General features: G+C 38.2%; 14 protein-coding genes and 1 other annotated feature. Of the genes, 9 read left to right on the forward strand and 5 right to left on the reverse strand.

What is annotated here, in order from left to right; genetic code table 11:
* Nucleotides 1-3 precede the first annotated feature (3 nt).
* The 3 genes from IGM09_RS04530 (at nt 4) to pheT (ending at nt 4144) form a co-directional block, all read left to right on the forward strand.
* Nucleotides 4-348, forward strand: a complete 345-nt coding sequence (locus IGM09_RS04530; protein ID WP_002358035.1) for a winged helix-turn-helix transcriptional regulator — start codon at nt 4-6, stop codon at nt 346-348.
* 43 nt (nt 349-391) lie between these two features.
* Nucleotides 392-610 (forward strand) — a binding site (T-box leader).
* Between the two features lie 56 nt (nt 611-666).
* Nucleotides 667-1713: a phenylalanine--tRNA ligase subunit alpha gene (gene pheS / locus IGM09_RS04535; RefSeq protein WP_002358034.1), complete on the forward strand. Its 1047-nt coding sequence runs from the start codon at nt 667-669 to the stop codon at nt 1711-1713.
* Nucleotides 1714-1720: 7 nt separating this feature from the next.
* Nucleotides 1721-4144 (forward strand): phenylalanine--tRNA ligase subunit beta, encoded by a 2424-nt coding sequence (gene pheT / locus IGM09_RS04540; RefSeq protein ID WP_033624906.1) that lies wholly within the window; start codon nt 1721-1723, stop codon nt 4142-4144.
* A 197-nt stretch (nt 4145-4341) separates the two neighbouring features.
* Here pheT and IGM09_RS04545 read toward each other — a convergent pair whose 3' ends face one another.
* Genes IGM09_RS04545 through IGM09_RS04560 form a run of 4 tightly spaced genes read right to left on the reverse strand, consistent with a single transcriptional unit; the run spans nt 4342 to nt 7371 of the window.
* Nucleotides 4342-5007 carry an amino acid ABC transporter permease gene (locus IGM09_RS04545; RefSeq protein WP_002382114.1) on the reverse strand — a complete coding sequence of 222 codons (666 nt, stop codon included), beginning with the start codon at nt 5005-5007 and terminating at the stop codon, nt 4342-4344.
* 11 nt (nt 5008-5018) lie between these two features.
* Entirely contained in the window at nt 5019-5732 is a 714-nt protein-coding gene (locus IGM09_RS04550; protein ID WP_002366455.1) for an amino acid ABC transporter permease, read from the reverse strand.
* Nucleotides 5733-5777: 45 nt separating this feature from the next.
* On the reverse strand, nt 5778-6605 hold the full coding sequence (locus IGM09_RS04555) for a transporter substrate-binding domain-containing protein (protein ID WP_002360586.1): 828 nt from the start codon (nt 6603-6605) through the stop codon (nt 5778-5780).
* A 34-nt stretch (nt 6606-6639) separates the two neighbouring features.
* The gene (locus tag IGM09_RS04560; protein WP_010715101.1) at nt 6640-7371 is read right to left on the reverse strand and encodes an amino acid ABC transporter ATP-binding protein; all 732 of its coding nucleotides are present in this window, start codon (nt 7369-7371) and stop codon (nt 6640-6642) included.
* A 264-nt stretch (nt 7372-7635) separates the two neighbouring features.
* Here IGM09_RS04560 and racE point away from each other — a divergent pair, with 264 nt between their 5' ends.
* The 6 genes from racE to IGM09_RS04590 all read left to right on the forward strand — a co-directional run bounded on the left by racE (nt 7636) and on the right by IGM09_RS04590 (nt 13039).
* Nucleotides 7636-8463: a glutamate racemase gene (racE, locus tag IGM09_RS04565; RefSeq protein WP_025192670.1), complete on the forward strand. Its 828-nt coding sequence runs from the start codon at nt 7636-7638 to the stop codon at nt 8461-8463.
* Nucleotides 8456-9811 (forward strand): ribonuclease PH, encoded by a 1356-nt coding sequence (rph, locus tag IGM09_RS04570; protein WP_033624907.1) that lies wholly within the window; start codon nt 8456-8458, stop codon nt 9809-9811. The genes racE and rph overlap by 8 nt, the downstream gene beginning before the upstream one ends.
* 12 nt (nt 9812-9823) lie before the next feature.
* Nucleotides 9824-10336 (forward strand): metallophosphoesterase, encoded by a 513-nt coding sequence (locus IGM09_RS04575; RefSeq protein ID WP_002381991.1) that lies wholly within the window; start codon nt 9824-9826, stop codon nt 10334-10336.
* A 226-nt stretch (nt 10337-10562) separates the two neighbouring features.
* Nucleotides 10563-11051 (forward strand): cyclic-di-AMP-binding protein CbpB, encoded by a 489-nt coding sequence (gene cbpB / locus IGM09_RS04580; RefSeq protein ID WP_002358013.1) that lies wholly within the window; start codon nt 10563-10565, stop codon nt 11049-11051.
* An 80-nt stretch (nt 11052-11131) separates the two neighbouring features.
* The gene (gene dapD, locus IGM09_RS04585) at nt 11132-11833 is read left to right on the forward strand and encodes a 2,3,4,5-tetrahydropyridine-2,6-dicarboxylate N-acetyltransferase (protein ID WP_002358012.1); all 702 of its coding nucleotides are present in this window, start codon (nt 11132-11134) and stop codon (nt 11831-11833) included.
* 36 nt (nt 11834-11869) lie between these two features.
* Nucleotides 11870-13039: an N-acetyldiaminopimelate deacetylase gene (locus tag IGM09_RS04590; RefSeq protein WP_016617864.1), complete on the forward strand. Its 1170-nt coding sequence runs from the start codon at nt 11870-11872 to the stop codon at nt 13037-13039.
* Between the two features lie 44 nt (nt 13040-13083).
* Here IGM09_RS04590 and IGM09_RS04595 read toward each other — a convergent pair whose 3' ends face one another.
* Nucleotides 13084-14004 (reverse strand): mechanosensitive ion channel family protein, encoded by a 921-nt coding sequence (locus tag IGM09_RS04595; RefSeq protein ID WP_002382128.1) that lies wholly within the window; start codon nt 14002-14004, stop codon nt 13084-13086.
* Nucleotides 14005-14079 lie beyond the last annotated feature (75 nt).

The following is a 14079-nucleotide window of genomic DNA, read 5'->3' on the forward strand; positions in this document are numbered from 1 at the left end:
AAGATGGAAAAAGTAAAAACAGAATCGTTTGTACTTTGTCCCAAATTTGAAAAATCATTTTCAATACTTGGTAAAAAATGGAATGGTTTAATTATTGATGTTTTATTAGAACGAGGTCCTCAACGTTTTGGCGAATTAAAAGAAAAAATTCCAATGTTAAGTGATCGTGTCTTAGTAGAGCGATTGAAGGAACTAGAAGCTGAAGGAATTATCACCAAAGCTGTTCGTTGCGGTGAAGGAAATCGCTTAGAATATTTCCTGACCGAAAAAGGCGAAGACTTGCAATTAGCAATGGAACAAATTCAACATTGGGCAGAAAAATGGGTAAAAGACGAAGAATGCAGTTGACCGCAAGCAAAACTTCTTGTAAACTAAACGTAATTAAATAACTAAAAAAACAGTGATGGAAACAAGTAGTTTGAATTGACGTGTTTTAGGGAGAGTCAGCCAGAGACTGGAAGCTGATTTACACAGTCACCAAGCGAAATTCACTTCCTGAGTTTGTTTGTTTTCAAGAAGAAAGCAAACCGGTAATTGCCGTTAAATGAAATGAGTGCATGACAACAATTTGTTATGAATTAGGATGGTAACACGATAGCTCGTTCCTTTGAAAGGAATGGGTTATCGTTTTTTTTAGTTTAAATAAAAGATAGAGGGGAACGCATAATGACATTACAAGCGCAATTAGAAGCTCTTAGAGACAATACGCTCAAAGAAATCGCACAAGTTGCTACTTTAAAAGAATTAAACCAAATTCGCGTAGAAACATTAGGAAAAAAAGGGCCAATCACCGAAGTATTAAGAGGCATGAAAAACCTTTCACCAGAAGAACGACCAGTGGTGGGGGGCTTTGCAAATGAAATTCGTGATTTATTAACAGAAGCAATTGAAGCGCGCAAAGTTGTTTTAGAAAACGAAGCGTTAAATGCGGCACTAAAAGAAGAAAGTTTAGATGTAACTTTACCTGGGAAACAAATGCCTCAAGGCACACGTCATATTTTGACACAAGTTATGGAAGAGATTGAAGATATTTTCTTAGGCATGGGTTATCAAGTAGTGGAAGGATACGAAGTAGAATCGGATCACTATAATTTCGAACGCATGAATCTACCAAAAGATCATCCGGCACGCGACATGCAAGATACGTTTTATATTTCAGATGAGATGTTAATTCGTACGCATACTTCACCAGTTCAAGCTCGAACAATGGAAAAACACGATTTTTCAAAAGGTGCATTACGAATGATTTCTCCTGGGAAAGTATTCCGTCGTGATACAGATGATGCGACACATAGTCACCAATTCCATCAGATTGAAGGCCTTGTTGTCGATAAAAATGTCACAATGGGTGATTTAAAAGGGACGTTAGAAGTCATGATGAAAAAAATGTTTGGTGAAGATCGTAAAATTCGTTTACGTCCTAGCTATTTCCCTTTTACAGAACCTTCAGTCGAAGTAGATGTTAGCTGTTTTAAATGTGGCGGCGCAGGTTGTAACGTCTGCAAACATACAGGTTGGATTGAAATTTTAGGTGCGGGGATGGTTCATCCAGATGTGTTACAAATGTCAGGGATTGATCCAACAGAGTACTCAGGCTTTGCCTTTGGCTTAGGACCAGATCGCGTTGCTATGTTACGTTATGGTGTAAATGATATCCGTAATTTTTATCAAAATGATTTACGTTTCTTAAATCAATTCAAGGTAAAGGAGTAGTTGAAAAATGTTAGTTTCTTATAAATGGTTAAATGAATATGTTAATCTTTCAAACGTTACTCCGCAAGAATTAGCGGACAAAATGTCTGTGACAGGTATCGAAGTTGAGGGCGTTGCTGTACCTGAAGAAGGATTAAAGAAAATTGTTGTCGGTGAAGTAAAAGAATGTGTTCCTCACCCAAACTCTGACCACTTATCAATTTGCCAAGTAGACATCGGTGAAGAAGAATTGTCACAAATTGTTTGTGGAGCACCAAATGTAAAAGCAGGAATTAAAGTCATCGTAGCGTTACCTGGTTCAAGAATTGCAGGAAATCAAAAAATTAAAAAAGGTAAAATGCGTGGCGAAGTCTCTAACGGAATGATTTGTTCGTTAGAAGAGCTAGGATATTCAGATAATGTCGTACCAAAAGCCTACGCTGAAGGGATTTATTATTTACCTCAAGAAGCAGTGAATGGAACACCTGTTTTCCCTTATTTAGACATGGATGATGCGATTATTGAATTATCAATTACACCAAACCGTGCAGATGCATTAAGTATGAGAGGGGTAGCCTATGAAGTTGGCGCAATTTATCGTCAAACGCCTCAGTTTAATGATCCCGAACTCAAAGAAGATGCTTCAGATAACGTGGGAAATTACGTAACAGTGACTGTTGAAGATTCACAAGATGCGCCAGCGTATCAAATTCGTGTTATTAAAGATGTGACGATTGCAGAAAGTCCTCAGTGGTTGCAAAATCGATTGATGAATGAAGGAATCCGTCCGATTAACAATGTGGTGGACGTGACAAATTATATTTTATTATTATTTGGTCAACCATTGCATGCATTTGATTACCAAAAATTAGATAGTAAAGAAATCTTGGTTCGTCGAGCAACAGCAGCAGAAGAACTAATTACATTAGATGGTGAAACACGTCAATTAACAGAAGAAAATATCGTCATTACGAATGGAAAAACGCCTGTCGGCTTAGCCGGTGTAATGGGTGGGGCTAATTCTGAAATCAGTCAAGAAACAACAACTGTGGCTTTAGAAGCGGCATTGTTCAATCCATTGTCTATTCGCAAAACGTCTAAACAATTCAATTTACGGAGTGAATCTTCAAGTAGATTTGAAAAAGGCATCAACCAAGCGACAGTTGGGCTAGCTTGTGATGTGGCAGCCGCAATGATTGCAGAGTTAGCCAACGGAACAGTGGTCTCAGGCACTGCAGTTGGTTCTGAAGTGGACGTTAAAGAAGCGCAGGTAGCTGTGACTTTAGAACGAATCAACCAATATTTAGGTACTTCATTAGATGAAGCAACGGTGAATGAAATTTTTGAAGCACTCGGTTTTGCTTATGAAGTAAATCAAGGCGCATATGAAATTACGATTCCACCAAGACGTTGGGATATTGCGATTGAAGCAGATATTATTGAAGAAGTGGCCCGCATTTATGGATATGATTATTTACCTTCAACATTGCCAAGTGGAGAAACAGTTGCTGGAAGTCTAACCAAAGCACAACATGTTACGCGCCAATTAAAGAGCTTACTGGAAGGTCATGGTACGAGTGAAGCCATCAGCTATGCGTTGACAACAGAAGAAAAATCCCGTCAATTTATGATGAAAGAAAGTCAAACAACACGTTTGCAATGGCCAATGAGTGAAGAGCGTTCTGTGTTACGTATGAACTTAATTTCTGGTTTATTAGATGATGTCGCATACAATGTGGCGCGTAAAAATAATAATATCGCCTTCTACGAAGTAGGACGCGTTTTCTACCAAACAGAAGATCCAACAAAAAATTTACCTACAGAAGAAAATCACTTAGCACTTGCTTTAACTGGTAATACAACGGTTAAAGATTGGCAAACAAAAGCAACAGCCGTTGATTTTTATACAGTAAAAGGCTTAGTGGAAAGTATTGTAGCTGTTTTAGGATTAACAGAAAAAATCAGCTACCAAGCGACAACGGCGATTCCAGAAATGCATCCAGGCCGGACAGCATGGATTTATTTAGAAGATGAAGTGGTTGGTTTTGTCGGACAAGTTCACCCAACGACAGCAAAAGCGTACGATATTCCTGAAACATATGTTGCTGAATTAAACTTGCAACAATTAGTAGCCACAGAAGCAGGCGGGGTTACTTATGAAGCAGTTTCTAAATTCCCAGCAGTTTCTCGAGATATTGCTTTATTAGTCGATGAAACAGTTACTAATCAAGAACTAGTTAAAACTATTTCAGATAACGCAGGTAAATATTTGAAAGAGATTCATTTATTTGATGTATATCAAGGTGAAAAACTAGGCGCTGGCAAAAAATCAATGGCGTATAGTTTAACTTTCGTTAATGCAGAAGCGACATTAGTGGATGAAGAAATTAACCGTTCAATGGAAAAAGTTGAAAAAGCGTTAATTGAAAAACATCAAGTAGAAGTAAGATAAAATAAAAACAGGAAAGTGGGGCATAAGTCGAAATGACTTATGCCCCACTTTCTAAATCTTAAGATAATCAGCTGAACAAAAGCAGCTCCTTCGGAAATAAGCCGAAATTCTCCAAAAATTAAAGAACAATTTTCGGAAATTCCTTCTTATTTCTTGGAGCTAAACACTTTTGTCTCAGCCTCCTGTTTTTAACTACATTAATAACTTTTCGCCCAATTTCGTGAAAGCCAACGTGAAAATTGTGAGATACTAAAGTTAATAATGAAATAAATAAGGGCGACGATTCCGTAAATAGTGAATACTTGTCCTGTTTGTGCGTAGCGCCCCATTAAGATATAAGATTTGCCAAAGAGTTCTTGTAAAGCAATTACGGAATACAAGAAACTTGTATCCTTGATGACAGTAACAAACTGAGAAACGATCGCTGGTAAAACATTGCGAATTGCTTGAGGCAAAACAATATGATAAAGAATTTGCCAATTTGAAAAACCTTGAGAACGCGCCGCTTCAATTTGGCCTTTATCGACCCCATTTAAACCACCACGAATAATTTCCGCTAAAGCAGCGGTGGTAAACACAGTAAAACTCACAATTCCAGCAGGTGTGGATTTGATTTTGAAAATCAAAAAAATAACATAAATCCACAATAAGTTTGGAATATTACGCACCACTTCTACATAAATACTGGCAAGTAACTTCAGTGGTCCATGGGTTTGATTTCGCAAAACGGCTAGAATGGTGCCAAAAATCGTACTCAAAATAATTGAGACGAAGGAAATATAGAGCGTCAATTTTAAGCCGTTAAATAGAAATTGAAAATTATTTGCTGTCAGTAATTGACGCATTTCTTCTGAAAAAGGCATCTGTTTTCCTCCTATCTACTATATGCTTTCTTATTTTTTTCTTCCATTTTTCTAGCCAAATTCGCTAATGGGAAGCAAAGAATGAAATATAAGAAACCAGCAAGCGCAAAGGCGGGAATATAGTTCAAGTTGACAGACGACCAACTATTGGCAGCAAACATTACGTCTGCGCCAGAAATAATGGCAACTGTTGACGTATTTTTAATTAGGTTCACGACTTGATTGGTTAAAGGCGGTAACATAATCCGCCATGCTTGTGGTAAAATCACATACCGCATCGTTTGACCATACGTTAATCCTTGGGAGTAAGCCGCTTCAAATTGCCCTCTTGGAACAGCTCCGATTCCTGAGCGAACCACTTCAGAAATGTAGGCGCCATGATAGAAGCCTACACACAGAATGGCAATCGTAGTAATAGAAAATGAAAGCAGCGGGCTTAGCAGAGGAAAGCCATAATAGACAACGATAAATTGAATCAACAAAGGTGTGTTTTGAAAAAATTCTACATAGACACGACTAATTGCGTGTAAAAGTTTACTTTTGGTCGCTGATAAACTGCCAAAGAAAATACCTAAAGCAAAGGCAACTAAGATCGCTCCTAAAGAAAGCAGAATAGTATAGAGAAAAGCCTGACCAAAAATTCGCCAATCTTGAAATAAAGCCTCCCAACGATATAAGGCAAATGGCCCTTCTTCAAGCCAGGAAATATTGGCTAACAAAAACATAAAAATCCCTCCTAAAATTTTTGATTCTTCAAGTCTTAGGAATGATTAATTTTTTAAGCCCCAGTCTTGATAAATTTTTTCTAGTGTGCCGTCTTTTTCCCATTTTTCAATTAAACCATTTAGATAATCATTTAATTCAGTATTTGCTTTCTTTGTGGTAATTCCATATTCTTGTGGCGAAAAACCATCTTTTAAAATTTCTGTCTTGCCATCCACATAGCCAGATAGGATTGATTTATCCACTGAAAATGCATCAATTCGTTTAGAAGTTAACGCTGTTTTTAATTCTGGATAAGAACCTAATTCTTGATAAGTAAATTTGATTCCTTCCTCTTGCGCTTTTTTCTCTAAGTTTTCTTTTGTCGTAGCAGATTGTGCAACGCCGATTGTTTTTCCGTCTAAATCTTTCATACTGGAGAAGTTATCCTCTTTGCGCACAAGGAAACCAATCTCATCTGTATAATAGGGAGTTGTAAAATTATAAGTCTTTTTACGTTCATCAGTAATTGTAAATGTAGCAATTACCATATCTAGTTCACCATTGTCTAAAAGGGGACCGCGCGTTTTCGCTGTCACGCCCACAAATTCCACATTCTCTTCGCTGCCGGTAATTTCTTTCGCAATCAAGCGTGCAATATCTGGTTCCATTCCTTCATTTTTATTTGTATCAGGATTCATATAGCCAAAATTAGGAATGTCTTCTTTGACACCTACTTTAATTTTCCCCGCTTTTTTTAATTGTTCTACTGTGACCGTTTTGTTTGATGAAGCACTTTTGGAAGTTGAGTCATTGTTGCCGCTACCACAGCCAACAATGATGCCTGCTAATACAAGTAAGGAGAGTCCAGCTAGCCATTTATTTTGTTTTTTCATTGTTCATTCCTCCAATTTTTTGTTTTTTTATTCATTACCCGTTATGAATAATTTTGCTTAGAAATTCTTTTGCACGAGGGTTTTCAGTGCTTGTAAAGAAATGTTCAGGTGTTCCTTGTTCAATAATCTCTCCTTGGTCCATAAAGATTACACGGTCAGCCACTTGACGAGCAAAGCCCATCTCATGTGTGACACAAACCATGGTAATATTTTGTTTGGAAAGATCGACCATTACATCTAAAACTTCTTGAATCATTTCTGGATCAAGTGCCGAAGTCGGTTCATCAAAAAGGATAATCTCAGGATGCATATTTAAGGCACGAGCAATAGCGACCCGTTGTTGCTGCCCGCCAGAAAGCTGCGAAGGATAAGCAGAAGCTTTATCAGCTAAGCCGACCCGTTCTAAATACTCCATGCCAGTACGAACCGCTTCTTCTTTGGGAACGCCCATCACTTTAATCGGTGCTAACGTTAAATTATCAATAATCGTTTTGTGAGCATATAAGTTAAAATTTTGAAAGACCATGGCAACTTTCTGGCGAACCTTTTGAATGGGTGCCTTCGGTTTGGTGATGTCGATGTTATCAATTACGACGGAACCATCATTGACTTTTTCCAATTGGTTCATACACCGAATTAATGTACTTTTGCCAGAGCCAGAGGGTCCGATAATGACAATTTTTTCTCCTTGTTCTACATTTAAAGTAATATCTTTTAAAACGTGATGCTCCCCAAAATACTTATTTACATGTTCTAAAGAAATCATAGGCAGTCTCCTTTGCAATCATTTGGTAGAAAAGATAACAGAGGATTCGGTGAGAAACGTGTTATTTAAATTAAATTAACCAAATGTATTTCTAATTGTATTCTCAATGTTAGGAATTATAACATACAAAAAAATGAATTACTAGTTTTTTAATCGAAAAAGATTTCCTTCAAAAAAAGAAATAAATGAGAGCAAAACAGGAAAAATTGACAATAGTCCTTAAAAAGTAGAAAATAAAGGCAGTGAATAAAAGGCAAAGGTAGGATGAGAATGAGCAATCAAGAAGCCATTGGATTAATTGATTCTGGCGTTGGTGGATTAACTGTTTTAAAGGAAGCGCTAAAACAATTACCAAATGAACGATTAATTTATTTAGGAGATACAGCCCGTTGCCCATATGGCCCACGACCAGCCGAACAAGTCGTTCAGTTTACTTGGGAAATGGCCGATTTTTTATTGAAAAAACGAATAAAAATGCTAGTAATCGCATGTAATACCGCGACGGCTGTCGCATTAGAAGAAATTAAAGCTGCCTTGCCAATTCCAGTTGTCGGTGTTATTTTACCTGGCGCACGAGCAGCCGTTAAAGTCACAAAAAATAACAAAATTGGTGTCATAGGTACGTTAGGGACAATCAAAAGTGCTTCCTATGAAATCGCCATTAAAAGTAAGGCACCAGCAATTGAGGTGACTAGTTTAGCTTGCCCTAAATTTGTCCCCATTGTTGAAAGTAATCAATATCGTTCTTCCGTAGCAAAAAAAATTGTGGCAGAAACACTTCAAGCATTACAATTAAAAGGACTTGATACGTTGATTTTAGGTTGTACCCATTACCCGTTGTTACGTCCGGTGATTCAAAATGTGATGGGAAGTCATGTGACATTAATTGACTCAGGAGCCGAAACAGTTGGCGAAGTTAGCATGCTTCTCGATTATTTTGACATTGCACATACACCTGAAGCAACTACACAGCCCCATGAATTTTATACAACTGGTTCTGCAAAAATGTTTGAAGAGATTGCAAGCAGTTGGCTTGGTATAGAGAACTTAAAAGCACAACAGATTCACTTAGGAGGAAACGAAAATGATTAGACATGATAGTCGTGCACCAAAAGAATTGCGAAAGATCACTATTGAAACCAATGTTTTTAAACATCCAGAAGGTTCGGTGGTTATTTCGTTTGGCGATACCAAAGTAATTTGCTCAGCCACTGTCGAAGAAAAGGTTCCCCCATTTTTACGAGGCGCGGGAACAGGTTGGGTAGCAGCTGAATATAGCATGCTCCCTCGTGCGACGAACACAAGAAATATTCGGGAAAGTGCGAAAGGAAAATTAACAGGGCGAACAATGGAAATTCAACGTTTGATTGGGCGGTCATTGCGAGCTGTTGTTGACTTAGAAAAGTTAGGGGAACGGAGCATTGTTGTCGATTGTGATGTGATTCAAGCAGATGGTGGAACCCGTACTGCTAGTATTACAGGCGCTTTTGTTGCTCTACGCTTAGCAGTTAATCATTTATTGATGACTGGTGCGCTAGCGGAAGACCCAATTAAAGAGCATTTAGCTGCTGTCAGCGTGGGTATTTTACCCGATGGTTATTGTGTGCTGGACTTAGATTACGCAGAGGACTCGAATGCTGCAGTGGATATGAACATCGTGATGACCGAGTCTGGTGAATTTGTGGAAATTCAAGGAACGGGTGAAGAAGCTACCTTCTCAGGAGATGAGTTAAATGCCATGCTCTTTTATGGAAAAACAGGGATTGAGGAATTAATTGCGTATCAGAAAGAAGTGCTTTATGCTTTAGCCTCTGAAGAAGTCCCTTCGCAAGATTCAGAAGAGAAAGTGATTGTCATTGCAACTAGAAATCCTGGTAAAGCGAAAGAGTTTAGTTCAATTTTTGGTGAAAAAGGATATACAGTTAAGACGTTATTAGATTATCCGAATTTGCCAGATGTAGAAGAAACTGGTCGAACATTTGAAGAAAATGCTCGTCTAAAAGCTGAAACAATTGCAGAAATTTTACAGAAACCAGTATTAGCAGATGATTCAGGATTAATTGTTGATGCGTTAGGGGGAATGCCAGGAATCTATTCTGCTCGTTTTGCTGGTGAACCAACTAACGATGCTTCAAATAATGCGAAACTATTGCATGAGTTAACGGGCGTGCCAAAAGAAAAAAGACAAGCGCGTTTCCATTGTACATTGGTTTTTGCTGAACCAAAGAAAGAAAGTCTGGTGGTCGAAGCTGAATGGCCCGGAGAAGTCGGCACGATTCCTCGTGGTGAAGGAGGCTTTGGGTACGATTCACTTTTCTATGTCCCAGAGCTTGGTAAAACGGCAGCTGAATTGTCTGGAGAAGAGAAAAATAAAGTTAGTCATCGTGGACAAGCAGTGGCAAAATTAAAAGAACAATGGGAAGAATGGCTAAAAAAATAGGAGTTGAAACGTATGAAAATCTTGGTAGTAAGCGATAATCATGGCGACCGTGACTGTTTAGTTGACTTAGTGAATCATTATGAAGGACAAGTCGATGCACTCTTTCACTGTGGTGATTCTGAATTAGAACCGACAGATGAACTTTGGCAGAAATTAATTGTAGTCCAAGGAAATTGTGATTTTTATGATGAATTTCCCAAAACTGTGACTAAAAAAGTGGGAGATCAAGTTATTTATATGACACATGGTCATTTGGCCAATGTTAGAATGGGGCTCACGACACTTGCTTTACAAGCGGAAGAAGCAGGAGCGACAATTGCCTTATTTGGTCACACTCATGTACTCGGCGCAGAGCGACACAATAACATTCTCTTTGTTAATCCGGGAAGTATTCGTTTACCTCGTGGACCAGTTCAAGAGAAAACATATGCCATAATTGAAAGTACACCTGAACAATATCTCGTTCAGTACTATAACAAAGAGCACCAACCGTTGGAACGATTAAAGGCAACGTTTACGAAGTAAAAAAGTCGATTTTTTACCTGATAGTAGAACATAAGCCAGCGAGGGAATGTTCTACTATCAATTTTTTATTTTTTAAGAAAGCGTTCTCTTTTTTTGGGGAGAATAGAACAAAACGTTAATTTTCGTTTGTTAAGTTATGAAGAATTTGCGAATTCCAAGACTTTTTTCGCAGAATTAGGTACAATAAGTTACGTGTTAAAGAATTAGAAATGGAGGCAACCCAATCATGATAGGGACTGCTGTAAAAGAATTATTATTAGAAAAACAAGAAACGTTTTTAGTACCTGCCGAAAATGTCGCCAATGTAATGTGTTTAAATCCTTTAAGTCACGCGGCATTAGTCTTATCGCAAGTTCGCTATTCCAAGATTCCTGTGTTAGATAAGGGAGATCGCTTTGTTGGCTTAATCGGCTTGACAGACGTTGTAGATAAAATGTTTGATTTGACTTCAGTGGATTTTGAAAAATTGAATGAATTTACTGTGGCCGATGTAATGGAAGTCAATGTTCCTGTAATTGGTGAATCGTGGGATTTAGAAGAAGTGTTACATTTATTAGTAGATGCTTCTTTTTTACCAGTGGTTGATGATAATCAACGCTTTAAAGGTATCATTACACGCAAAGAAATTTTAAAAGCGGTCAATCATATGGCGCATGAGTTAGAAAAACATCATCTTGTTCTGCCTAAATCAGAAGAAGAAATGAAAGTAATTTAAATAAAACGCAAGAAACTCTTTACTTTTTTCTCATAAATGCGTTATTCTGTATGATAACACGAAGTAAAGGAGTGCTGTGATTGGACGCATATGAGATTATTCAGTATATTGGCGATGCCAAAAAGCAAACGCCTGTTAAAGTAACACTGAAAGGGCAATTAAAAGAAGTCACGTTTCCGGAAACAATTAAGGTCTTTAATAATTGTAAAACTGGGACACTGTTTGGCGATTGGGCTGACGTAAAACCTTTTTTAGAAGCAAACAAAGAAAAAATTGAGGATTATGTTGTAGAAAACGATGCACGTAACTCTGCAATTCCTTTTCTTGATCTGAAAGACATTAATGCTCGGATTGAACCAGGTGCTTTGATTCGCGAAAAAGTTGAAATTGGCGATCAAGCGGTGATTATGATGGGGGCTATTCTAAATATTGGCGCCGTCGTTGGTGCAGGGACTATGATTGATATGGGCGCTGTTTTAGGCGGTCGTGCAACTGTAGGGAAGCATTGTCATATTGGCGCAGGAACGGTTTTAGCTGGTGTCATTGAACCACCAAGTGCCGCACCTGTGGTTATTGAAAACGAGGTTGTCATTGGAGCGAATGCGGTCGTACTAGAAGGGGTTCGTGTTGGTGAAGGTGCCGTTGTGGCTGCTGGGGCAGTAGTTGTGGAAGACGTTCCAGCGCATACCGTTGTCGCAGGCGTGCCAGCAAAAGTAATTAAACAAATTGATGATAAAACCAAGAGTAAAACAGAGATTTTAGAAGAATTACGTAAACTCTAAAAATAAATTAGTCAGTCGCGATGAAGAAACTTCTTCATGGCGGCTTTCGATTACCCCAAAAATGAAGGAGTGGCTTTTGTGGAGCAAGAAGAATTAATTGCGATTAGACGGCAACTACATCAAATACCTGAAATCGGTTTAGAAGAAAAGGAAACACAAGCCTTTTTACTTAATGAAATTGATAAAATGAAGCAACCTTATCTGCAAGTTCGAACATGGCAAACGGGGATTTTAGTCTTCATAGAAGGCAAAAATCCTCAGAAAACTATCGGCTGGCGTGCTGATATTGATGGTTTACCTATTCAAGAGGAAGTGGTTTCTGCTTTTCAATCAAAACGACCAGGGTTTATGCATGCCTGTGGGCACGATTTTCACATGACAATTGGTTTAGGGGTTTTGAAAGAATTAAGTCAACAGCAACCAGACAATAACTTTTTATTTTTATTTCAACCTGCTGAAGAAAATGAAGCAGGGGGGATGTTGATGTATGAAGACCATGCGTTTGGTGAGTGGTTACCTGATGAATTTTATGCGCTTCATGTTAATCCTGATTTGCCAGTCGGAACTATTAGTACCAGAGTAGGGACATTGTTTGCTGCCACTTGTGAAGTGAACATTACCTTAAAAGGAAAAGGTGGACATGCGGCTTTTCCGCATCAAGCAAATGATATGGTCTTAGCGGCCACAAATTTAATTCAGCAAGCGCAAACGATCGTTAGTCGAAATGTTGATCCTGTGATTGGGGCAGTCGTTACTTTTGGGACTTTTCATGCAGGGACTGCCTGCAATGTGATTGCCGAAGAAGCAACTTTATCTGGTACAATTCGCACATTGACAGCAGAAACGAATGAACAAACGCAGCGAAGAATTCGCGAAATTAGTGAAGGTATTGCGCAATCTTTTCAATGTGAAGTAACTGTTCATCTTGATCAGAAAGGGTATTTACCTGTAGTGAATGAGCCAGCATGTACCACGAATTTGATTGAATACATGAGCAAACAAGCAACAGTTCAATTTCAACAAGCACCGGTTGCAATGACAGGTGAAGATTTTGGCTATCTATTGTCTAAAGTCCCAGGCACGATGTTTTGGTTAGGCGTGGCAAGTCCTTATAGCCTTCATTCTGCCAAGTTTGAACCGAACGAAGAGGCGTTATTGTTTGGAGTGGAGGCAGTTAGTGGGTTTTTAAAATCATTGGACAATTAGAAAAACAGCCACCAGATAACTAATAAATATCTGGTGGCTGTTTTTTATTTTGCAATAATGGGCGTATTGGGAATCGTAAAACCGGCCTCTGTTAATGCTTTGATATATTGAGCTAGAAATTCTTCTTTGACCGCAAATTGTTTGCCGTTTAGTACATACATGGTCGTTCGCACCGCAAAGTTGCCATTGCCTAAATCAACCATACCAAAAATATCTGGCCCAGTTTGAATACTTTCGATATACTTTTCTTTTAACGTTTCATTGACTTCTGTAATCACTTCACAAATTTTTTCATAACCTTCTTCAGGATTGATGCGGACATCAATTAACACTTGCATATTGGCACGAGACAGGTTACTGATTGTGGTGATGTTTCGGTTTGGAATAAAATGAACAGTTCCATCAACCGCTTTAATTTGAGTGGTTCGTAATCCGACAGAAGTAACTGTTCCTTCAATATTTAACGCCAATAAGCGAATATAATCGCCTACATCCATTTGTTGTTCTAAAATAATGAAAAATCCGGTAATTAAGTCATTCATGAATCCTTGAGCCCCTAAACCAATGGCAACACCGGCAATTCCCGCTCCGGCTAATAATGAGCCAACAGGCACACCGACAATGGTCAAAAGAGAATAGATGAAGAAAAAGAACAGCGTATATTGAAATGCATTAATAATTAAAGTGTGTAACGTTTTTAAACGGCTTTCACTAAAATGTTGCTTTTTACTATAATTTGCATAGGTGCGATCAATTAAATATTTCCCGATTCGCTGAATAATAAAAAATAGAAAAATTAAAAATAAAATTGATAAACTTTTTTCAATTAAGGTAGCGACAATGGCATCCCAATTAATATTGTTCCAAAAGCGTTGTAGCGCGCTCACTTTTTTTACGGTCGCTTCTGCTAAATCAGGAGCAGAAGAATCGACTGTTTCAGTACTGGCTAAACCAAGTATCAACATAAAAATCCAACTTTCTCTAAAATTTCTTCTTTTAGTATACTAAATCTCTCGGCGAAAGGGGAAGAAAATAGAAAG

The sequence above is a fragment of the Enterococcus sp. DIV0167 genome, from assembly GCF_050541555.1.
In the GTDB taxonomy this organism is placed as follows: domain Bacteria; phylum Bacillota; class Bacilli; order Lactobacillales; family Enterococcaceae; genus Enterococcus; species Enterococcus faecalis.

Excerpts from the sequence above, each read along its gene's own strand:
- rph (WP_033624907.1), top strand. The coding sequence starts at position 8,456 with ATGATTAGACATGATAGTCGTGCACCAAAAGAATTGCGAAAGATCACT.
- pheT (WP_033624906.1), top strand. The coding sequence starts at position 1,721 with ATGTTAGTTTCTTATAAATGGTTAAATGAATATGTTAATCTTTCAAAC.
- IGM09_RS04530 (WP_002358035.1), top strand. The coding sequence starts at position 4 with ATGGAAAAAGTAAAAACAGAATCGTTTGTACTTTGTCCCAAATTTGAA.
- pheS (WP_002358034.1), top strand. The coding sequence starts at position 667 with ATGACATTACAAGCGCAATTAGAAGCTCTTAGAGACAATACGCTCAAA.
- IGM09_RS04590 (WP_016617864.1), top strand. The coding sequence starts at position 11,870 with ATGGCGGCTTTCGATTACCCCAAAAATGAAGGAGTGGCTTTTGTGGAG.
- IGM09_RS04550 (WP_002366455.1), bottom strand. The coding sequence starts at position 5,732 with ATGTTTTTGTTAGCCAATATTTCCTGGCTTGAAGAAGGGCCATTTGCC.
- IGM09_RS04595 (WP_002382128.1), bottom strand. The coding sequence starts at position 14,004 with ATGTTGATACTTGGTTTAGCCAGTACTGAAACAGTCGATTCTTCTGCT.
- IGM09_RS04560 (WP_010715101.1), bottom strand. The coding sequence starts at position 7,371 with ATGATTTCTTTAGAACATGTAAATAAGTATTTTGGGGAGCATCACGTT.
- cbpB (WP_002358013.1), top strand. The coding sequence starts at position 10,563 with ATGATAGGGACTGCTGTAAAAGAATTATTATTAGAAAAACAAGAAACG.
- IGM09_RS04555 (WP_002360586.1), bottom strand. The coding sequence starts at position 6,605 with ATGAAAAAACAAAATAAATGGCTAGCTGGACTCTCCTTACTTGTATTA.
- IGM09_RS04575 (WP_002381991.1), top strand. The coding sequence starts at position 9,824 with ATGAAAATCTTGGTAGTAAGCGATAATCATGGCGACCGTGACTGTTTA.
- IGM09_RS04545 (WP_002382114.1), bottom strand. The coding sequence starts at position 5,007 with ATGCCTTTTTCAGAAGAAATGCGTCAATTACTGACAGCAAATAATTTT.
- racE (WP_025192670.1), top strand. The coding sequence starts at position 7,636 with ATGAGAATGAGCAATCAAGAAGCCATTGGATTAATTGATTCTGGCGTT.